The organism is Streptomyces sp. NPDC048606 (genome assembly GCF_040650855.1).
Lineage (GTDB): Bacteria > Actinomycetota > Actinomycetes > Streptomycetales > Streptomycetaceae > Streptomyces.
Genome location: NZ_JBEZIB010000007.1, coordinates 19,402 through 42,927, shown reverse-complemented (window position 1 = coordinate 42,927; position 23,526 = coordinate 19,402). Strand labels below are relative to the sequence as shown.

Genomic DNA, 23,526 nt, shown 5'->3' with positions numbered 1-23,526 from the left:
CACACACTATGCGCGAGTCTGTTTCGGTGCCGGGCGAATCCGGTGCCGGCGAACACGACGTGATCGTGGCGATCGGGTCGGCGCACCGCCCGCGGGGCGGCAGCGAGGATTCCCGGACGCTCGACTTCGAGGCGTTCGACGCGGAATTCCTCGCGAACCGTCCCGGAGGCCCGTTCGACGACAGCCGTACCGCGGCGCTGCCGTACGGGCCCGCCGCGGCGGAGGTGTGGTGGGAGGCGCTGGAGGACGCCGGCGTGGTCCCGTCCGCGCGGACGGCCGTGCCGGGCGCGCGCACCGGCGTCTTCCTCGCCGTACCCGAGGACGCGGCTCCCGCACGGGACGCCGAGGTCGAGGCGGCGGTGGGCGCCGCGCTGCGGTCCGCGCCCGACGCGGCCCTGTCGGTACGCCGTTTCGCGTCCGGCGCCGACGCGCTGCGCGCGGCCCGCGCCGACCTCGCCTCGGGCCGGAGCACCCTCGCCCTGGCCGCCGGGCCGGACCTCCGCCCGCCGAGGACCGAGGACCCGGACGACGCCGACCCCGCCGGCTACGGGGCCGTCCTGCTCGCGCCCCTGGCCCGGGCCCTGGCCGACGGGGACCCGGTACGGGCCGTCCTGAACCCCGACGGACGCTTCACCGCTGCCGGAGGCGACGCGCTCGCCCCCGCCGCCACCCGTCCCGCGGGCGAAGGACGCACCGCCCCGACGCTCCCGGTCGGGACGGGGACCGGCCCCGACCGGGACCGCGCCGCGACCCCCGACGGCAACCGCGACGGGCACACCGCCCCGCACCCCGCCCCCCGCCCGACCGAGCGCTCCGACGAAGGGCCGGAGGTGGGACCCGGCGCCGCCGGACCGTTGCCGTGGATCCTGTCCGCCGCCGGGCCCGAGGCGCTGCGCGCCCAGGCGCGAAAGCTCCACGACCACCTCACCGCACACCCCGGGCTCGACCCCGCCGCCGTCGGGCACGCCCTCGCCACCACCCGACACCGCTTCGCGCACCGCGCCGTCCTGCTCGGCGACACCACCACCGAACTCCTCGACGCCCTGGCCGGCGTGGCGGACGGCGGATTCGCCCCCGAGGCCGTCCTCGGCACGGCCGCCGACCGGCCGGCCGTCTTCGTCCTGCCCGGCCTCGGCGGCCAGTGGCCCGCCATGGGCGCGGAACTCCTCGACTCCTCACCCCCCTTCCGGGCCGCCGTCCTGCGCTGCGAGCGGGCCCTCGCACCCTTCACCCGCGTACGGCCGACCGACGTGCTCCGCGGCCTCCCCGGCGCCCCCGACCCGGACGACCCGGCCGTGAACGCGCCCGCCACCTTCGCCCTCCAGGTCGCGCTCGCGAAGACCTGGCAGGCCCACGGGGTACGCCCCCGCGCCTTCGCGGGCCACAGCGTCGGCGAGATCGCCGCCGCCCACCTGGCCGGGGCCCTCTCGCTGGACGAAGCCGCCCGGGTCATCACCTCCTGGGGCGACGCCCTGGCCGAAATCGGGCTGCGCGGCGGCGACATGCTCGCGGTGACCCTGCCCGGACACCGGCTCGCGGAGCGACTGGGCCCCTGGGAGGGCCGGCTCGCCGTCGCCGCGTACAACGGTCCCGCGTCGGTCGTCGTCTCCGGCGACCTGGACGCCGTACGCGAACTGGGCGCCGCGCTGGAGGCCGACGGCGTCCGCTGCCGCCGGGTCAACGTCGGCGCCGCCGCCCACTCCCCGCACGTGGACGCCGTCCGCGACCGGATGCTGTCCGAGCTCGGCGCCCTCGCACCCCGCGCCGGCCACACCCCGCTCTACTCCGGAGCCACCGGCGGCCTCGTCGACGGCCGCACCCTGGACGCCGACTTCTGGTTCGAGGCCCTGCGCCGCCCCGTCCGGTTCGAGCAGACCACCCACGCGCTCCTCGCCGACGGCCAGGCCACCCTCGTGGAGATCGGCGCCCACCCGTCGCTCACCACCGCCATGCTGGACACCGCGTCGGCCGCCGGACGGGACGCGGTCACGGTCGCCGCCCTGCGCCGCGGACAGGGCGGTCCGCGCCGCCTGCGCACCGCGCTGGCCGAGGCCCACGTCCACGGCGTCGACGTCGACTGGGCGCCCCTCTTCCCCACAGTCGAGGTCGGCGCCGGCTCCGAGCGGCTCGCCCTGCCCACCTACCCCTTCCGCCGGCCCGGTCCGGCGCCCGAGGCCGAGCGGGCGACCCTGACCCGCCGGCTCTCCCTCCTGCCCGAGGCCGAGCGGGAGCACGCCACCACCGACCTCGTCCGCTCCGTCACCGCCGCCCTGCTGGACCTGCCCGGCCCGGCGGCCGTCGACCCCCGGCAGGCCTTCCGGGACCTGGGCCTGGACTCCGTCACCACCGTCGAACTGCGCAACCGCCTGTGCGGGGCCACCGGCCTCGCCCTGCCCCACACCGTCGCCTTCGACCACCCCACCCCGCACGCCCTGGCCCGCCGGATCCTCGCCGAAGCCCTCGGCACCCGGCAGGAGAGCGCCGACGACACCTCCACGACCGCCTGGGACGAACCCGTCGCCATCGTGGCCATGAGCTGCCGCCTGCCCGGAGGCATCGACACGCCCGAGGCCCTCTGGAGCCTCCTCGCCGACGGCGGCGACGCCGTCTCCGCCCTGCCCACCGACCGCGGCTGGGACGTCGAGGGCCTCTACGACCCCGAGCCCGGCCGGCCCGGCCGCTACTACCAGCGCGAGGCCGGCCTCCTCCACGACGCCGCCGACTTCGACCCCGAGTTCTTCGGGATCTCCCCGCGCGAGGCCCTCGCCATGGACCCCCAGCAGCGGCTGCTGCTGGAGACCGGCTGGGAGGTGCTCGAACGCGCCGGCATCGACCCCGCCACGCTGCGCGGCACCCGCACCGGAGCCTTCGTCGGCGCCATGACCCAGGACTACGGCCCCCGGCTGTACGAGGCGCCCGAGGACGTCAGCGGCCACCTCCTGACCGGCAACACGGCCGGCGTCGCCTCCGGCCGGCTCGCCTACACCTTCGGCCTGGAGGGGCCGGCCGTCACCGTCGACACCGCCTGCTCCTCCTCCCTGGTCGCCCTGCACCTGGCCGCCCGGTCGCTGCGCACCGGTGAGTGCTCCCTCGCCCTGGCGGGCGGGGTCACCGTCCTGCCGTCCGCCGGTTCCTTCATCGAGTTCAGCAAGCAGCGCGCCCTCGCTCCGGACGGCCGCTCGAAGGCCTTCTCCGCGGACGCCGACGGCTTCGGCCTCGCCGAGGGCGCCGGCATGGTCCTGCTGGAGCGGCTGTCCGACGCGCGGCGCAACGGGCGCCGGGTGCTGGCCGTCGTACGGGGCTCCGCGATCAACCAGGACGGTGCCTCGAACGGACTCACCGCCCCCAGCGGTCCGGCCCAGCAGCGGGTCATCCGCCAGGCCCTGGCCGACGCGGGTCTGACGGCCGGCGAGGTCGACGCCGTGGAGGCGCACGGCACCGGAACGAAGCTCGGCGACCCGATCGAGGCGCAGGCCCTGCTGGCCACCTACGGGCAGGACCGGCCCGCCGACCGGCCCCTGTGGCTGGGCTCGCTCAAGTCGAACATCGGCCACACCCAGGCCGCCGCCGGCATCGCCGGCGTGATGAAGACGGTGCTGGCCCTGCGCCACGGCGTCCTCCCCAAGACCCTGCACGCCGACACCCCCTCGCCGCGCATCGACTGGGCCGGCGGGCGGGTACGGCTGCTCGGCGAGGCCACGCGCTGGCCCGAAGCGGACCGGCCCCGCCGCGCGGGGGTGTCCTCGTTCGGGATCAGCGGCACCAACGCCCACGCCATCATCGAACAGGCACCCGCCGAGACGGGGCCCGCCGAGACGGCACCCGCCGACCCCGGGCCGGCCGACGCCGCCCAGACCGGCACCGACCCGGCCGCCGTCACCCCCGTTCCGGTGCCCTGGGTGCTGTCGGCCCACACCCCCGAGGCACTCACCGCCCGGGCCCGCGACCTCCTCACCCACGTCGAGGCGCACACCGATGCCGATGCCGATGGCGACGCGCACACCGACACCCGGCCCGCCGACATCGGCCACGCCCTCGCCACCACCCGCGCGACCTTCGAACACCGCGCCGTCGTCACCGGCGCCACCACGACGGAACTGACCGAAGGCCTGCGCGCCCTCGCGGCCGGCGCCCCCTCACCGCGCACCGTCCGGGGCGCCGCGACCGACAGCGGCCGCGTCGCCTTCGTCTTCCCCGGCCAGGGCTCCCAGTGGGCCGGCATGGCCGTCGAACTCCTCGACGGATCCGCCGTCTTCCGCGAACGGCTCCGCGCCTGCGCCGCCGCCCTGTCCCCGTACGTGGACTGGTCCCTGGAGGACGTCCTGCGCGGCGCGCCCGACGCGCCCGCGCTCGACAGTGCCGACGACGTCGTACAGCCCGCGCTGTGGGCCGTCATGGTGTCGCTCGCCGAACTCTGGCGCTCCTTCGGAGTCGAGCCCTCCGCCGTCATCGGCCACTCCCAGGGCGAGATCGCCGCCGCGGCCGTCTGCGGCGCCCTCGACCTCGACGACGCCGCCCGCGTCGTCGCCCTGCGCAGCCGACTGCTCGGCCGGCTCGCGGGACTCGGCGGCATGATGTCCGTACCCGAACCCCTCGCCGACGTCACCCGACGCCTCGAACCCTGGGACGGGCGACTCGGCATCGCCGCGATCAACGGACCCCGCTCCATCGTCGTCTCCGGCGACGCCGACGCCCTGGACGAACTCCTCGCCGCCTGCACCGCCGACGGCGTCCGCGCCAAGCGCGTCCCCGTCGACTACGCCTCCCACTCCGCCCACGTGGAGATCATCGAGGCCGAACTCGCCGAAGCCCTCGACGGCATCACCCCGCGCACCCCGCGCGTGCCCTTCTACTCCACCGTCACCGGCGAGATCGTCGACGCCGCCCGACTCGACGCCGCCTACTGGTACACCAACCTCCGCACCACCGTCCGCTTCGAGCCCGCCACCCGCCGGCTCATCGAGGACGGCCACCGGGTCTTCGTCGAGTGCAACCCGCACCCCGTCCTCGCCATCGGCCTCCAGGAGACCGCCGAAGCGGCCGGCGCCGACGCCGACGTACTGCCCTCGCTGCGCCGCGGCGACGGCGGCCCCGCCCGGTTCCTCACCTCGCTCGGCGAGGCCTACGTCCACGGCGTCCCCGTCGACTGGTCCGCCGCCTTCGCCGGCCTGCACCCGCGCACCGTCGACCTGCCCACCCACCCCTTCCAGCGGCGCCGGTTCTGGCTCGACTCCGCAAGCCCGGCCGCCCCCGCCGTAACGGGCACCGGCGGTGAAGAGGAGTCCCGCTTCTGGGAAGCCGTCGAGAACGCCGACGTACAGGCCCTCGCCGGCTCCCTCGACCTGGCCCCCGACGCCTCCCTCGACACCATGGTCACCCGGCTCGCCCACTGGCGCCGCCGCTCCACCCGCACCGCGCTCGTCGACCACTGGCGCTACCGCGTCACCTGGGCCCCCCTCGCGAACCGGGCCCCGCGCGGCACCCGGCCGACGCTCACCGGCACCTGGCTCCTCGTCACCACCACCGCCCGCCACGACGGCGCCACGGCCACCGCCGTCCACGACGCCCTCACCGCACGCGGCGCCCGCGTCGAACGCCTCACCCTCGCCCCCGCCGCCCACACCGACCGGCACGCCGCGGCCCGCCACCTCACCGACCGGCTCACCGAAGCCGACCTCGACCCCGACCGGGTCACCGGCGTCCTCTCCCTCCTCGCCGACGACCCGACGGCCCCGGTCACCCCCGGACACGGCGTCCCGACCGCCCTCGCCGCCACCCTCACCCTCGTACAGGCCCTCGGGGACACCGGCATCGGCGCACCCCTGTGGTGCGCCACCTCCGGCGCCGTCACCACCGGCCCCGCGGACCCCGTGCGCCACCCCGCCCAGGCCCAACTGTGGGGCCTCGGCCGCGTCGCCGGCGCCGAACACCCCCAGCGCTGGGGCGGCCTCGTCGACCTGCCCGAACACCTCGACACCCGCGCCCTGGACCTCCTCACCGCGCTCCTGGCCGACCCCGACGGGGAGGACGAGCTCGCCGTCCGCGCCACCGGCACCCTCGCCCGGCGCCTCGTCCGCGCGGAACCGAACACCAAGGCCCCCACCGGCGAACACCCCCTCGCCCACCCCCACGGCACCATCCTCATCACCGGCGGCACCGGCACCCTCGGCGCCCACGTCGCACGCCGGCTCGCACACTCCGGAGCCACCCGCCTCGTCCTCGCCGGCCGCAGCGGCCCCGCCGCCGACGGCGCCACCGCACTGCGCGACGAACTCGCCGCCCTCGGCTGCCACGTCACCCTCGCCGCCTGCGACGCGGCGGACCGCGACGCACTCGCCCGCCTCCTCGACTCCCTGCCCGACGCACACCCCCTCACCGGCGTCATCCACGCCGCGGGCGTACTCGACGACGGCGTACTCGACGCCATGACCACCGAACGCCTCGCCCACGTCCTGCGCCCCAAGGCCGACGCCGCACTCCACCTCCACGAACTCACCACCGGCCACGACCTCGACTTCTTCGTCCTCTTCTCCTCCATCGCCGGCGTCGTCGGCAACGGAGGCCAGGGCGGATACGCCGCCGCCAACGCCTTCCTCGACGCCCTCGCGCACCACCGCCGCGCCCAAGGCCTCCCCGCCACCGCGATCGCCTGGGGATCCTGGGGCAGCGGCCGCATGATGGGCGACCACGCCGAACAGCACCTCACCCGGCGCGGCATCCTCCCCATGGCCGCGGACCTCGGCATCGCCGCACTGGGCCGGGCCATGGACAACGACGACACCACCGTCACCGTCGCCGACATCGACTGGGACCGCTTCGTCCCCGCCTTCGCCCCCACCGGCCACTACCCACTGCTGGACCGCCTCCCCGACGCACGACGCGCCCTCGACGCCGCCGCGCCCACCACACCCACCACCGCGGGCGGAACCGTCCCCGCCCTCTCGCACCTGCCCGCCCCCGAACGCCTCCGGGCCGTCCTCGAACTCGTCCGCACCCAGGCCGCCGCCGTCCTCGGACACGCCGGCGCCCACGCCATCCCGCCCCGACGCGCCTTCCGCGAGACCGGATTCGACTCCCTCACCGCCATCGAGCTGCGCAACCGCCTCGCCGCCGCCACCGGACTGCGCCTGCCCACCACTGTCGTCTTCGACCACCCCAACCCGACCGAACTCGCGGGCCACCTCCACGACAGGATCTCCGGTGACCCGCACACCACCCCCGCGGCGACCCTGCCCGCCGCCCGACCGGCCGACGACGAGCCCATCGCCATCGTCGCGATGAGCTGCCGCTTCCCCGGGAACGTCACCTCCCCCGAAGACCTCTGGCAGATCGTCACCCAAGGACGCGACGCCCTCACCGCCTTCCCCGAAAACCGCGGCTGGGACCTCGACGCCCTCTACCACCCCGACCCCGAACACCCCGGCACCACCTACGCCCGCGAAGGCGGATTCCTCCACGACGCCGGCGCGTTCGACGCCGACTTCTTCGGGATCTCCCCGCGCGAGGCCCTCGCCATGGACCCCCAGCAGCGCCTGCTCCTCGAAGTCACCTGGGAGGCCTTCGAACGCGCCGGCATCGACCCCGCCACCCTCAAGGGCACCCCGTCCGGCGTGTTCGTCGGCTCGAACGGCCAGGACTACGCCTCGGGCCTGCGCCGCGCCCCCGAAGGAGTGGAGGGCTACCTGCTGACCGGCCGGGCCGCCAGCGTCGTCTCCGGCCGCCTCGCCTACACCTTCGGCCTGGAGGGGCCGGCGCTGACCGTCGACACCGCCTGCTCCTCCTCGCTGGTCGCCCTGCACCTGGCCGTCCGGTCACTGCGCCTGGGCGAATGCGACCTGGCCCTCGCGGGCGGCGTCACCGTCATGTCCGGCCCCGGCATCTTCGTCGAGTTCAGCCGCCAGCGCGGACTGGCCGCCGACGGCCGCTGCAAGGCCTTCGCCGCCTCCGCCGACGGCACCGGCTGGGGCGAGGGCGCCGGCATGGTCCTGCTGGAGCGGCTGTCCGACGCGCGGCGCAACGGGCGCCGGGTGCTGGCCGTCGTACGGGGCTCCGCGATCAACCAGGACGGTGCCTCGAACGGACTCACCGCCCCCAACGGGCCCGCGCAACAGCGGGTCATCCGCCAGGCCCTGGCCGACGCGGGTCTGACGGCCGGCGAGGTCGACGCCGTGGAGGCGCACGGCACCGGAACGAAGCTCGGCGACCCGATCGAGGCGCAGGCCCTGCTCGCCACCTACGGGCAGGACCGGCCCGCCGACCGGCCCCTGTGGCTGGGCTCGCTCAAGTCGAACATCGGCCACACCCAGGCCGCCGCCGGCATCGCCGGCGTGATGAAGATGGTGCTGGCCCTGCGCCACGCCGAACTGCCCAAGACCCTGCACGTGGACGCCCCGACCCCGCACGTCGACTGGTCGACGGGCGCGGTCGAGCTGCTGTCCGAACCCGTGGCCTGGCCCGCCGAACCCGACCACACCCGCAGGGGCGGCATCTCGGCGTTCGGCGTGAGCGGCACCAACGCCCACGTCATCATCGAAGAGGCCCCCGAGCCCGCCCCCGCCCCCTCGGTCGCTCCCGAGTCCGAGCCCGAGCCCACGCACGAGCGCGCCACCGAGCCGACCGCCGTCGCCTGGCTGCTCTCCGCCAAGAACTCCACCGCACTGCGCGCACAGGCCCACCGCCTGCGCACGTACCTCCTCGATCACGACGACGCCACCCCGCTCGACATCGGCTTCTCCCTCGCCACCGGCAGGGCGGCCCTCCAGCGCAGGGCCGCCGTCATCGGCACCGGCCGCGAAGAACTGCTCCGCGGCCTGGCGACCCTCGCCGGCGAGGGCGCGGGTACGCAGACCCCCGTACCCCACACCGTCATCACGGGCGGCACCGAATCCGCCGGCGCGGAAGAAGCCGACCGCACCGCGTTCCTCTTCTCGGGGCAGGGCAGTCAACGCCTGGGCATGGGGCGGGAGTTGTATGCGGCCTTCCCGGTGTTCGCGGACGCCTTCGACGCGGTGTGTGCGCAGCTGGACGTGTATCTGGAGCGTCCGCTGCGGGAGGTGGTGTTCGGTGAGGACGCGGAGCTGTTGAACCGCACGGCCTACGCGCAGCCGGCGTTGTTCGCCGTCGAGGTGGCCTTGTTCCGGCTCGTGGAGTCGTGGGGGGTGCGGCCGGATGTGCTGGCCGGGCATTCGGTGGGTGAGTTCGCGGTCGCCCACGTGGCGGGGGTGCTGTCCTTGGAGGACGCGGCCCGTCTGGTGGCCGCGCGGGGCCGTCTGATGCAGGAGCTGCCGGCCGGGGGAGTGATGGTCGCCGTCCAGGCCTCCGAGGCGGAAGTACGCGACCTCCTGGCCGGCATTGAGGACCGGGCGGGCATCGCCGCCGTCAACGGGCCTTCCTCGGTGGTGGTTTCGGGCGAGGCGGACGCGGTCGCGGCCGTGGTCGGGAAGCTGGCGGCCGACGGTCGCAAGACGAAGCCGCTGGCCGTCTCCCACGCCTTCCACTCCCCGCTCATGGACCCGATGGCGGAGGAGTTCAGGAAGGTCCTGCGGACGGTCGCCTTCGGCACCGCGACGCTGCCGATCGTCTCCACGCTCACCGGACGGATCGTCCCCGCCGAGGAGTTCGGCACCCCCGACTACTGGCTCCGCCACGCCCGCGAGGCCGTCCGCTTCGCCGACGCCGTCGACACCCTTGCCGAACAGGGCGTGGGCACCTTCCTGGAGATCGGCCCCGGCGGGGTCCTGACCGCCCTGACCCAGGAGTCCCTGGACCGGGACGCGGTCGCCGTCCCGCTGCTGCGCACCGACCGGGCCGAGGACCTCGCCGTCACCACCGCCCTCGCCCACCTCCACGTCCACGGCACCCCCGTCGACTGGGCGGCCGTCCTCGCCGGCCGCGGCGCCGAACGCGTGGACCTGCCCACCTACGCCTTCCAGCGCGAGAACCACTGGCTGCACGTCCCCGCGACCACCGACGTCACCGCGATCGGCGTCACCGACACCGAGCACCCCCTGCTCGGCGCCACCGTCGTACTCCCCGACGGCGGCATCGTGCTCACCGGACGGCTCTCCCTCACCACCCACCCCTGGATCGCCGACCACACGGTCTCCGGAGTCGTGCTCGTCCCCGGCACCGCCCTCGTGGAACTGGCCCTCCGGGCCGGACGGGAGGCCGGCTGCGCACGGATCGAGGACCTCACCCTCGAAGCCCCGCTGGTCCTGCCCGAACACGGCGGGGTCCAGCTCCGTCTCACGGTCGGCGCGCGGGACACCTCCGGCCGCTGCCCGCTGGAACTGCACTCCCGACCGGAGGACCCCTCCGGAGGCGGGGACTGGACGCGTCACGCCGGCGGCACCCTCCACGCCGAGGCGCCCACGGCGACGCCGTCGCAGGAGCCGGAGTCCGCACTCGCCGCATGGCCCCCGCGCGACGCCGTACCCGTCGCCACCGACGACCTCTACGACCTCCTCGACGACCTCGGATTCGGCTACGGCCCGGTCTTCCGCGGCCTCGGGCAGGTGTGGCGGCAGGGCGACACCGTGTACGCCTCCGCTTCCCTCCCCGAATCCTCCGCGCCGGACGCCGGCGCTTACGGGCTGCACCCGGCCCTCCTCGACTCCGCCCTGCACGCCTCCTGGCTCGGCCTCCTCTCCGGCTCCGAGACCGGCCAGGGCCTGCTGCCCTTCTCCTGGAACGACGTCACCCTGCGGGCCGGCGGCGCCTCCGCCGTACGCATCAGGCTCACCCCCGCCGGCAAGGACACCGTGTCGGTGCTCGTCGCCGACGGGTCGGGCCGGCCCGTCGCCTCCATCGGCGCGCTCGTCCTGCGCCCGGTCTCCGCCGACCGGCTGCGCGCGGCCACCCGACCGCGGGTCGACTCCCTCCTCCGCCTCGACTGGATCCCCGCCGACGTACCGGCCGGCGCCCCCACCCCCGACCACGTCGTGGCCACGACGACCCCCGCCGCCCCTGACGGCGCGACCCCGCCGGGCGACCCGGCCGAACGCGTACGGGCCGCCGTCCACCACACCCTCGGGCTCCTGCGCCGGGCGCTCGCCGAGGAACACCCCGACCCGACCCCGCTCGTCCTGGTCACCCACCGGGGCGTCGCCACCGACCCGGCCGAACGCGCGGACCTCGACCCGGCCCAGGCCGCCGTCTGGGGACTCGTACGCTCCGCCCAGTCGGAGAACCCCGGCCGCTTCGTCCTCCTCGACCTGGACCCCGGCCTGGACCCCGACGGGGACCGCGGACGCGCCGCCGTCCGCGCCGCCCTGCGCACCCGCGAACCGCAGGCCGCCGTACGCGCCGACGCCGTACTGCTGCCCCGCCTCGCGCGGGCGGGCCGCACCGCGCCGAACGACCCGCCGCCGCCGTTCCGGGCCGACGGCACCGTCCTGGTCACCGGAGCCACCGGCACCCTCGGCCGGCTCGTCGCCCGCCACCTCGTCACCGAGCACGGCGTACGCCACCTTCTGCTGACCGGCCGACGGGGCCTCACCGCCGAGGGCGCGACCGACTTCGAAGCCGAACTCACCGCACTCGGCGCCCGGGTCACCACCGCCGCCTGCGACGTCGCCGACCGGAGCGCCCTCACCGCGCTGCTCGCCACGATCCCCGCCGAACACCCCCTGACCGGAGTGATCCACGCGGCCGGCGTCACCGACGACGGAGTCGTCCCCGCCCTCACCCCCGAACGCGTCGACCACGTCCTGCGCCCGAAGGTGGACGCCGCACTGCACCTGCACGAACTCACGCGGGACACGGACCTGTCCGCGTTCGTCCTCTTCTCCTCCGTCTCCGCGACCCTCGGCGGCGCCGGCCAGGCCAACTACGCCGCCGCCAACGCCTTCCTGGACGCCCTGGCCCAGCGGCGCCGCGCCGCCGGACTCCCCGCCGTGTCCCTGGGCTGGGGGCTGTGGGCCGAAGACAGCGCGATGACCGGCAAGCTGCACTCCGCCGACCTCGCCCGCATCCGCCGCATGGGCCTCGCCGCCATGGACTCGGCCACCGGCCTCGCCCTCTTCGACGCCGCGTGCGCGGCCGACGAGGACGTCCTGTTCCCGGCGCCGCTCGACACCGCCGGGCTCCGGGTACAGGCCACCGAAGGCAAGGTGCCCACCCTCCTGCGGGCCCTCGTCAAGCCCCCCGCCCGACCGGCCCACGGCCGACCCGACGACACCGGCGCCGCTCCCGCGGACCGGGCCGACGCCCTCCTCAGCAGCCTTGCCGGACTGCCCGAAGCCGAACAGGAACGCCTCCTGAACGACCTCGTGCGCCGACAGGTCGCCACGGTCCTCGGCCACGCCACACCGGACCAGGTCGAGACGGAACGCCCCTTCAAGGAGCTCGGCTTCGACTCGCTGACCGCCGTCGAGCTGCGCAACCTGCTGGGCGCCGTCACCGGCACCCGACTGCCCGCGACCCTCGTCTTCGACCACCCCACGCCCCTGGCCCTCACCCGCTTCCTGCTGTCCGAGTTGGTCGGTAGCACTGCTGTCGAGGGCGTCGGGTCGGTCGCGGCGGTGGAGGTTTCGGTTTCGGTCGAGGATCCGATCGCGATCGTGGGGATGAGCTGCCGGTATCCGGGTGGGGTGGGTTCTCCGGAGGATCTGTGGCGGTTGGTGGTGGAGGGGGGTGACGCGGTTTCCGGGTTTCCGGTGGATCGGGGTTGGGGGTTTAAGGGGTTGTTCCATCCGGATCCGGATCATGTGGGGACGAGTTATGCCCGTGAGGGTGGGTTCCTGCATGGTGCGGGGGAGTTCGACGCGGGGTTCTTCGGGATCTCGCCGCGTGAGGCCCTCGCCATGGATCCGCAGCAGCGGTTGTTGTTGGAGACCTCGTGGGAGGTGTTCGAGCGGGCGGGGATCGATCCGGTGACGGTGCGGGGTTCGCGTACCGGTGTGTTCGCGGGCGTCATGTACCACGACTACGGTTCGCGCCTGTCCACCGCACCCGACGGCCTGGAGGGATACCTCGTCAACGGAAGCGCGGGCAGCATCGCTTCCGGTCGCATCGCCTACACCTTCGGCCTGGAGGGGCCGGCGGTGACGGTCGACACGGCGTGCTCGTCCTCGCTGGTCGCCCTGCACCTGGCGGTGCAGGCCCTGCGCCAGGGCGAGTGCACGATGGCCCTGGTCGGCGGCGTCACCGTCATGGCGACCCCCAACGTCTTCGTGGAGTTCAGTCGGCAGCGCGGGCTGGCGGCGGACGGTCGGTGCAAGGCGTTCTCGTCGTCGGCGGACGGCACGGGCTGGTCCGAGGGCGTGGGCATGCTGCTCGTGGAGCGGCTTTCGGACGCGCGCCGTAACGGGCATCAGGTGTTGGCGGTCGTACGGGGATCGGCGGTGAACCAGGACGGTGCCTCGAACGGTTTGACGGCGCCGAACGGTCCCGCGCAGCAGCGGGTGATCCGGCAGGCGCTCGCGCAGGCCGGTCTGTCGGCGGCCGACGTGGACGCGGTTGAGGCGCACGGCACGGGCACCACGCTCGGTGACCCGATCGAGGCGCAGGCGTTGCTGGCGACGTACGGGCAGGATCGTCCGGCGGAGCGGCCCCTGTGGTTGGGGTCGTTGAAGTCGAACATCGGGCACACGCAGGCCGCCGCGGGTGTGGGCGGTGTGATCAAGATGGTGCAGGCGATGCGCCACGGGGTGTTGCCGCAGACCTTGCACGTGGACGAGCCGACCCCGCACGTCGACTGGTCGGCCGGTGCCGTCCGGCTGCTCACCGAACCCCGCGAGTGGGAGGAGGAGGGCGGCAGGCCGCGTCGGGCGGGCGTGTCCTCCTTCGGCGTCAGCGGAACCAACGCCCACGTCGTACTGGAGCAGCCCGCACCGTACCTCCCGGAGCCGCGCGAGGGATCCGAGAACCCCCGGACCGCCGCCACGACGATGGCGTGGCCCGTCTCCGCCAAGGACCCGGACGCCCTGCGCGAGCAGGCCGCGCGCCTCTTCACCCACATCGAGGAACACCCGGACCACGACCTCGCCGACATCGGCCTGTCCCTGGCCGGCTCCCGCGCCACGCTGGACGTCCGATCCGTGGCCGTCGGCACGAGCCGTGAGGAACTGCTGGACGGCCTGGCCGCCATCGCCGCCGGGCGGCCCGCGAGCACGGCGCTCCTACGCGGCGAAACGCCGTCCGGCGCGCCCGTGGGCGGACACCGGACCGCGTTCCTGTTCTCGGGGCAGGGGAGCCAACGGCTCGGCATGGGGCGGGAGTTGTATGCCGCCTTCCCCGTGTTCGCCGCAGCCTTCGACGCGGTGTGCGTCGAGCTGGACGGGCAGCTCGAACGGCCCCTGAAGGAAGCGGTGTTCGGGGAGGACGCGGAGCTGCTGAACCGCACCGCCTTCGCGCAGCCGGCCCTCTTCGCGATCGAGGTGGCCTTGTACCGGCTCGTCGAGTCGTGGGGCGTGCGGCCGGACTTCCTGGCCGGGCATTCGGTGGGTGAGTTCGCCGCCGCCCACGTGACCGGGATGCTGTCCCTGGAGGACGCGGCCAGGCTGGTGGCCGCGCGGGGCCGCCTGATGCAGGGATTGCCGGCCGGGGGAGTGATGGTCGCCGTCCAGGCCTCCGAAGAGGAGGTGCGCGACCTCCTGGTGGGCTTCGAGGACCGGGCGGACGTCGCCGCCGTCAACGGACCCTCCTCGGTGGTGGTCTCGGGCGACGAGGACGCGATCGCGGCGGTCGTCGACACGCTCGCTGCCGAGGGCCGCAAGACGAAGGCGCTGGCCGTCTCCCACGCCTTCCACTCCCCGCTCATGGAACCGATGTTGGAGGAGTTCCAGCAGATCGCGGCAGGCATGACCTTCGGCACGCCGACCCTGCCGATCGTCTCCACGCTCACGGGACGGATCGTCCCCGCCGAGGAGTTCGGCACCCCCGACTACTGGGTGCGCCACGCCCGCGAGGCCGTCCGCTTCGCGGACGCCGTCGACGCCCTCGCCCTGGAAGGCGTACGGACCTTCCTGGAGATCGGTCCCGGCGCGGTCCTGACCGCCCTGGCCCAGGACCACCTGGACGAGCGGTCCCTCACCGTGCCCACCCTGCGCACGGACCGGACCGAGGACCTCGCCGTCACCACCGCGCTCGCCCGCCTCCACGTCCACGGGATCCCCGTCGACTGGTCGGCCTTCCTCGCCGGCCGCGGCGGCACCGGGCGCCGCGTCGACCTGCCCACCTACGCCTTCCGGCACGAGCACTACTGGCTCGACGCCCCGACCGCCCCCGCCGACGTCGCCGCCGCCGGACTGGCCCCGGCCGGCCACGCGCTCCTGGGAGCCGCCGCCCTGCTCCCCGACGGCGCGGGATCGCTGCTCACCGGACGACTGTCCCTGGCCACGCACCCCTGGCTCGCCGACCACGCCGTCGCCGGGACGGTCCTGCTCCCCGGCACCGCGTTCCTCGACATGGCCGTACGCGCCGGCGACGAGCTCGGTTGCGGCCGGGTCGACGAACTCACCCTGGCCGCGCCCCTGGTGCTCCCGCGGCACGGAGCGGTCCAGATACGGGTCGTCGTCGGCGGCGCCGACGACGTGCGGGACCGCCGATCGGTCAAGATCTACTCGCGCGCCGAGAGCGCCGACGAGACCAGCGCCGAGACCGGTGGCGACACCGCCTGGACGCGTCACGCCACCGGCTTCCTCGCCCCCGACCTGCCCGCCCCGCCCGCTACGGACGGCGCGTGGCCGCCCGCCGACGCCACCCCCGTCGACATCGGCGACCGCTACGCCGCGCTCGCCGAAGCCGGCTTCGCGTACGGGCCGGTGTTCCGGGGCCTGCGCGGCGCGTGGCGCCGAGGGGACGACGAACTCTTCGCCGAGGTCGCGCTGCCCGACGGCACCACGACCGACGGTTTCGCCGTCCACCCCGCCCTCCTCGACGCGGCCCTGCACGCCCTGGGCGTGGACGGCTTCCTCGACGCCGGCGACGAAGGGCGGCTGCCCTTCTCCTGGACCGGTGCCAGCGTCCACGGCACCGGCGCCGAGACCCTGCGGGTCCGCCTGAGCCGCGCCGACACGGCCGGTACGGACGCGGTGGCCCTTCTGATCACCGACGGACGGGGACGGCCCGTCGCATCGATCGACGGGCTGGTCCTGCGGACGGTGCCCGCCGGACATCCCGTCGGGGCCGACGCCGCCACCGACCCCGCGACGGCGGTCGCCGACGCGCTGTTCACGGTCGTCTGGGAACCGTGCCCGCCCGCCGCGGAACCCGCCGAGGGACCCGCCGACGTGACGTGGTGCACGAGCCCGGCCGACCTGGACCCCGGTCCGGACGGCGCCACGGTCCCGGCGACCGTCGCCGTCTCCGTACCCGCGCTGCTCGACACCGACGACGTCACGGCCGCCGCCGCCGTCCACCGGGTGCTCGCCCTGCTGCGGCAGTCGCTGTCGGACGACCGGTGGGCCGCCTCCCGCCTGGTCGTGGTGACACGGGGCGCCGTGCCGGCGTCCGCCGCCGCAGACACCGACGCCGGCACTCGGGCCGGTGTGGATCCGGCCCAGGCCGCCGTCTGGGGCCTCGTACGCTCGGCACAGTCGGAGAACCCGGGCCGGTTCGTCCTCCTGGACCTCGACGGTGACGCCGCTCCGGGGCTCGCCGCGGCGGTGGCCTCCGGCGAGCCGCAGCTGGCCGTCCGGGACGGAGCCGCGCTCGTACCGCGCCTCGTACGGGCCGCCGTCCCCGAGGCGACGGAAGCCCCGTTCGGCCCGGACGGAACCGTCCTGGTCACCGGCGCCTCCGGGGCGCTGGGCCGGCTCGTCGCCCGCCACCTCGTCACCGAGCACGGCGTACGCCACCTCCTGCTGGCCGGCCGACGGGGACCCGACGCCCCGGGCGCGGCGGAGTTCGACGCGGAGCTGCGCGCCCTGGGAGCCGAGCCGCACACCGTCCGCTGCGACGTGGCGGACCGCGCCGCCTTGGCCGAACTCCTCGCCGCGATCCCGGCCGACCGGCCCCTGACCGGGGTGGTCCACGCGGCAGGCGTCACCGACGACGGCACCGTACCCGCGCTCACGGCGGAGCGCGTCGACCACGTCTTCGGTCCCAAGGCCGACGCGGCCCGGCACCTCCACGAGCTGACCCGCGACGCGGACCTCACGGCGTTCGTCCTCTTCTCCTCCGCCGCGGGCACGCTCGGCAGCGCCGGGCAGGCGAACTACGCCGCCGCCAACACCTTCCTGGACGGTCTCGCCGCGTCCCGGCGCGCCCAGGGCCTCCCCGCCGTGTCCATCGCCTGGGGCCTGTGGGCGCAGGCCGGCACGCTCACGGCCGGCCTGGCCGACGCGGACCGGCGCCGGATCAGCCGCTCCGGACTGATCGCGCTGGAAGCCGCCGAAGGCCTGGCCCTGTTCGACGCGGCCTGCCGCTCCACCCTGCCCACCCCGGTCCCCGTCCGACTGGACACCGGCGCGCTCCGGGCACAGGCCCGCGCCGGAACGCTGCCGCCGCTGCTCCGGAAGCTGGTGCGGACCCCCGTGCGACGCGCCCTCGACGGCGCCCGCGAGACGGCGGGGAACCCCACGGTGGCCGGGCGACTCGTCGACCTGCCCCCGGAGGAGCGTCACGCCTTCCTGCTCGACCTCGTCCGCGACCGGGTCGCGACGGTCCTCGGCCACGGAACGGCCCGCTCCGTCGCGGTCGACCGGCAGTTCAGGGACCTCGGCTTCGACTCGCTGACCGCCGTCGAACTGCGCAACGCCCTCAACGCCGCCACCGGCCTAAGGCTTCCCGCGACCCTGGTCTTCGACCAGCCGACCCCCGAAGCGCTCACGCGTTTCCTGCTGTCCGAGTTGGTGGGCATCACCGGTGTTGATGGTGTCGGGTCGGTCGCGTCCGTGGAGGTTTCGGTTTCGGTCGAGGATCCGATCGCGATCGTGGGGATGAGCTGCCGGTATCCGGGTGGGGTGGGTTCTCCGGAGGATCTGTGGCGGTTGGTGGTGGAGGGGGGTGACGCGGTTTCCGGGTTCCCGGTGGATCGGGGTTGGGCATTGGACGGCTTGTTCCATCCGGATCCGGATCACGTGGGGACGAGCTATGCCCGTGAGGGTGGGTTCCTGCATGGTGCGGGGGAGTTCGACGCGGGGTTCTTCGGGATCTCGCCGCGCGAGGCCCTCGCCATGGACCCCCAGCAGCGGCTGCTGTTGGAGACCTCGTGGGAGGTGTTCGAGCGGGCGGGGATCGATCCGGTGACGGTGCGGGGTTCGCGTACCGGTGTGTTCGCGGGCGTCATGTACCACGACTACGGATCCCAGCTCGGCGGATCGATACCCGAGGGACTCGAAGGCCACCTGGGTATGGGCACCTCCGGCAGTGTCGCCTCAGGCCGTCTCTCTTACACCTTCGGCCTGGAGGGGCCGGCGGTGACGGTCGACACGGCGTGTTCGTCCTCGCTGGTCGCCCTGCACCTGGCGGCGCAGGCCCTGCGCCAGGGCGAGTGCACGATGGCCCTCGTGGGCGGTGTCACTGTCATGGCCACACCGAGCACCTTCGTGGAGTTCAGTCGGCAGCGTGGGCTGGCGGCGGACGGTCGGTGCAAGGCGTTCGCGGCGTCGGCGGACGGTACGGGTTGGTCCGAGGGCGTGGGCATGCTGCTCGTGGAACGGCTCTCGGACGCGCGCCGCAACGGGCACCGGGTGTTGGCGGTGGTGCGTGGGTCGGCGGTGAACCAGGACGGTGCGTCGAACGGTCTGACGGCGCCGAACGGTCCCGCGCAGCAGCGGGTGATCCGTCAGGCGCTCGCGCAGGCCGGTCTGTCGGCGGCCGACGTGGACGCGGTCGAGGCGCACGGCACGGGGACCACGCTCGGTGACCCGATCGAGGCACAGGCGCTGTTGGCGACCTACGGGCAGGATCGTCCGGCTGATCGGCCCCTGTGGTTGGGGTCGTTGAAGTCGAACATCGGGCACACCCAGGCCGCCGCCGGCGTGGGCGGGATCATCAAGATGGTGCAGGCGATGCGCCACGGGGTGTTGCCGCGGACCTTGCACGTGGACGAGCCGACCCCGCACGTCGACTGGTCGGCCGGCGCGGTCCGGCTGCTGACCGAACCCCGCGAGTGGGCGGAGGAGGACGGCAGGCCGCGTCGGGCGGGCGTGTCCTCCTTCGGCGTCAGCGGAACCAACGCCCACGTCGTACTGGAACACGTCGCGGACCCGGAACCCGCCCCTGCCGCCGGAAGCGACAGCGAGTCCGACGTGGTGCCGTGGCTCCTCTCGGCCAAGGACGAGGTGTCGCTGCGGGCACAGGCACGACGCCTCGCCTCGCACGTCACGGAGCACCCCCACCTCGACCTCGCCGACATCGGGCGGTCGCTGGCCGTCACGCGTACGTCGATGGAACGCCGCGCCGCCGTGGTGGGAGCCGAACGCGGAGCCCTGCTGGAGGGCTTGGCGGCGATCGCCGAAGGCCGCACGGCGTCCGGCGTCACCAGGGGCGAGGTCGAACCCGGCACGCCCGCGGCCGAAGGGCGGACCGCGTTCCTCTTCTCGGGGCAGGGCAGTCAACGCCTGGGCATGGGGCGGGAGTTGTATGCGGCCTTCCCGGTGTTCGCCGATGCCTTCGACGCGGTGTGCGCGCAGGTGGACGTGCATCTGGAGCGTCCGTTGCGGGAGGTGGTGTTCGGTGAGGACGCGGAGCTGTTGAACCGGACGGTCTTCGCGCAGCCTGCTCTCTTCGCGATCGAGGTGGCCTTGTACCGGCTCGTGGAGTCGTGGGGGGTGCGGCCGGATGTGCTGGCCGGGCATTCGGTGGGTGAGTTCGCGGTCGCCCACGTGGCGGGGGTGCTGTCCTTGGAGGACGCGGCCCGTCTGGTGGCCGCGCGGGGCCGCCTGATGCAGGAGCTGCCGGCAGGCGGAGTGATGGTCGCCGTCCAGGCCTCCGAGGCGGAAGTACGCCACCTCCTGGCCGGCATTGAGGACCGGGCGGGCATCGCCGCCGTCAACGGGCCTTCCTCGGTGGTGGTTTCGGGCGAGGCGGACGCGGTCGCGGCCGTGGTCGGGAAACTGGCGGCCGACGGTCGCAAGACGAAGCCGCTGACGGTCTCCCACGCCTTCCACTCCCCGCTCATGGACCCGATGGCGGAGGAGTTCCGACAGATCGCGGCAGGCATGACCTTCGGCACGCCGACCCTGCCGATCGTCTCCACCCTCACCGGCCGCCCGCTCTCGGACGAGGACTTCCGTACGCCGGAGTACTGGGTGCGCCACGTGCGGGAAGCCGTCCGCTTCGCCGACGCCCTCGACTCCCTCGCCGCGGGCGGCGTGGGCACCTTCCTGGAGATCGGCCCCGGCGGGGTCCTGACCGCCCTCGCACAGGATTTCCTGGACCGGGACGCGGTCGCCGTCCCGCTGCTGCGCACCGACCGGGCCGAGGACCTGGCCGTCACCACCGCCCTCGCCCACCTCCACGTCCACGGCACGCCCGTCGACCGGGCGGCCTTCCTCGCCGGGCGCGGCGGCACCGGGCGGCGCGTGGACCTGCCCACGTACGCCTTCCACCACCGCCGCTACTGGCTCGAACCGGGCACCCCCTCCGCCGATGTCGCCGCCGCGGGCCTCGTGGCGGCCGAACACCCCCTCCTGGGGGCCGCCGTCGCCCTCGCCGACGGAGACGGAGCCCTGCTGACCGGGCGGCTGTCCGCGACCACCCACCCGTGGCTCGTCGACCACACCGTGATGGGCACGACCCTGCTGCCCGGCACCGCCCTGGTCGACCTCGCGCTCCGCGCCGCCGACGAGGTGGGCTGCGACCGCGTGGACGAGCTGACGCTCGGCACGCCCCTCGTCGTGCCCGAGGACGGGGCCGTACGGCTCCAGGTCGCCGTCGGCGGACCGGACGCGACCGGGCACCGCACGGTCGCCGTCCACTCCCGCCCCGAGACGGCCGAGCCCGGCGAGCCGTGGACCTGCCACGCCACCGGTGTCGTCTCCGCCGCCGCCCACGGGCGGACGGCGCCGCCGCACCACCCGGTCGGCTGGCCCGCGCCCGGGGCCGAGCCCCTCGACCTCTCCGACGCCTACACACGGCTGGCCGACCTCGGCTTCGACTACGGACCGGTGTTCCAGGGCCTGCACGGCCTGTGGAAGCGGGGCGACACGGTCTTCGCCGAGGTCCGGCTGCCCGTGGAGACGCCGGTGGCGGGCTTCGGGATCCACCCCGCGCTCCTCGACTCCGCCCTGCACGCCATCGGCCTGGGCGGCCTGCTGCCCGACTCCGGGCAGGGGCGCGTGCCGTTCGCCTGGAGCGGCGTGACCCTGTATGCCACCGGAGCCACCGCTCTCCGCGTGAGGATCGAACCCGCCGGCGCCGACGCGGTGGCCCTGCTGGTCACCGACGACTCCGGCCACCCGGTGGCCTCCATCGACTCCCTGGTCCTGCGACCGGTCTCGGCGGAGCACCTCGCCCGGGCCGGTCGGGGACGCGGCGGGCCGGACCCGCTCCACCACGTCGAATGGACCGCCCTGCCCATGGCCGCCCACGCCCCGACGGGCCCGACGGAGCCGTGGCTGCTGATCGGCGGCGACGACGGTCTGCACGCCGCCCTGGAGGGCTCCGGCCTGGACGTGGCCTTCCGCGCGGACCTCCACGGCGTGACGGCACCGCCGGCGGTCGTCCTCGCGTCCGTCGACGTCCACCCGGACGGCGACCACCCGGTGGCACACGCCCACGAGACGACGTACCGGGCGCTTGAACTGCTCCGACACTGGCTGGCCGACGAGCGGCGCTCCGACGCCCGACTGGTCGTGCTCACGGCCAACGCGGTCGTCGCCCGGGACCGGGACGAGGAGGACCGGGACAAGGAGATCGACCCGGCCCAGGCCGCGATCTGGGGCCTGGTGCGCTCGGCGCAGTCGGAGAACCCGGGCCGGTTCGTCCTCGTCGACATCGACCGCGACCCCGCCTCCTTCCGGATGCTGCCCGCACTGCCGGCCTCGGGAGAGGAACAGTTCGCCGTACGCGGCGGGACGGTCCTCGTACCCCGGCTGGCACGCACCGAGAAGCCGGTGGACGCCGCGCGGGCGCGGCCCGCGTTCACATCCGACGGAACCGTCCTGGTGACGGGCGCGTCGGGCGTGCTGGGCCGGCACGTCGCCCGCCACCTGGCGGACCGGCACGGCGTACGGAACCTGCTGCTCGTCAGCCGTCGCGGCGGCGGAGCCGAGGGCATGGCCGAACTGGAGGCGGAACTCACGGCGCGGGGCGTACGGGTCACCCTGGCCGCCTGCGACGTCGCCGACCGCCGGGCCCTGGCCGACGTACTGGCCGCCGTCCCCGAGGACGCACCGCTGACGGGCGTGGTCCACACGGCCGGGGTGACGGACGACGGCGTCGTCACCGGACTCACCCCGGAACGGATCGACCGGGTGTTCCGCCCCAAGGTCGACGGGGCCCTGCACCTGGACGAACTCACCCGCGGGACGGAACTCTCCGCCTTCGTCCTGTTCTCCTCCGCGGCCGGTGTCTTCGGCGCGGCCGGCCAGGGCAACTACGCCGCCGCCAACGCCTTCCTCGACGCGCTCGCCCAGCAGCGCCGCGCGGCAGGCCTGCCCGCCCTGTCCCTGGCGTGGGGACTGTGGGCCGAAGGCAGCGGCATCACCGCCGGGTTGACCGACGCGGACCGCACCCGCATGACCCGTGGCGGGGTGTCGCCCCTGGCCACCGAGGAGGCCCTCGACCTCTTCGACGCCGCGACCGCGCACCCGCGCGGCGTCCTGGTCCCGGTACGCCTGAACCGGCCGGCCCTACGGGAACGGGCCGCCGCGGGCTCGCTGCCCGCCCTGCTCAGCTCCCTCGTCGGGGTTCCGGCCCGGCGCTCCGCCGCCGCGACGGCCGGGGGAGCGGGTACGGGGACGGCCCGGGGCGCCACGTCCACACCCCCCGGGACCGGCGGCGGGGGACTGACGGCCCGACTGACCGGACTCTCCGACCCCGAGCAGCGCAAGCTGCTGCTCGACCTGGTGTGCGAGCACGTCGCGGCGGTCCTGGACCTCGCGTCACCCCAGGCGGTGCGGCCGGGCCAGGCACTGCGGGACCTGGGCTTCGACTCGCTGACCGCGGTGGAGCTGCGCAACCGGCTGGGCGAGGACACCGGACTGCGACTGCCCCCGACGCTCGTCTTCGACTACCCCACCCCCGCCGACATGGTCGAGTACCTCAAGGCCGAGGCGGCCCCGGCCGACGGGGACGTCCACGCGCTGCTCGCCGAACTCGACCGCCTCGGCACGGCCCTGGGAAGCACCTCCACGACCGGCGAGGACGCCCGCGACGCCGTCACGGCACGCCTGCGCCACCTGCTCGACCGATGGACCACCACCGGCGACGGGGGAGGAGCGGACGCGGACGGCGCCCCGGCGGCCCCCGCCGAAGTCGCGGACGAACTCCACTCCGCCACGGACGACGAGATGTTCGAGTTCATCGGCAAGGAATTCGGGATCTCCTGAATCCGAGATCCGTGGTCCGAGATCCGAGATCCGCCCCACACCCACGACCCACTGCCGAACACCGGCCCCACAGGCTCGACGCAAA

Annotated in this window: 1 protein-coding gene; it reads left to right on the top strand. The window is 75.0% G+C overall.

What is annotated here, in order from left to right:
• Window positions 1-8: 8 nt before the first annotated feature.
• Entirely contained in the window at window positions 9-23,441 is a 23,433-nt protein-coding gene (locus tag AB0D01_RS09640; RefSeq protein ID WP_363054548.1) for a type I polyketide synthase, read from the top strand.
• Window positions 23,442-23,526 lie beyond the last annotated feature (85 nt).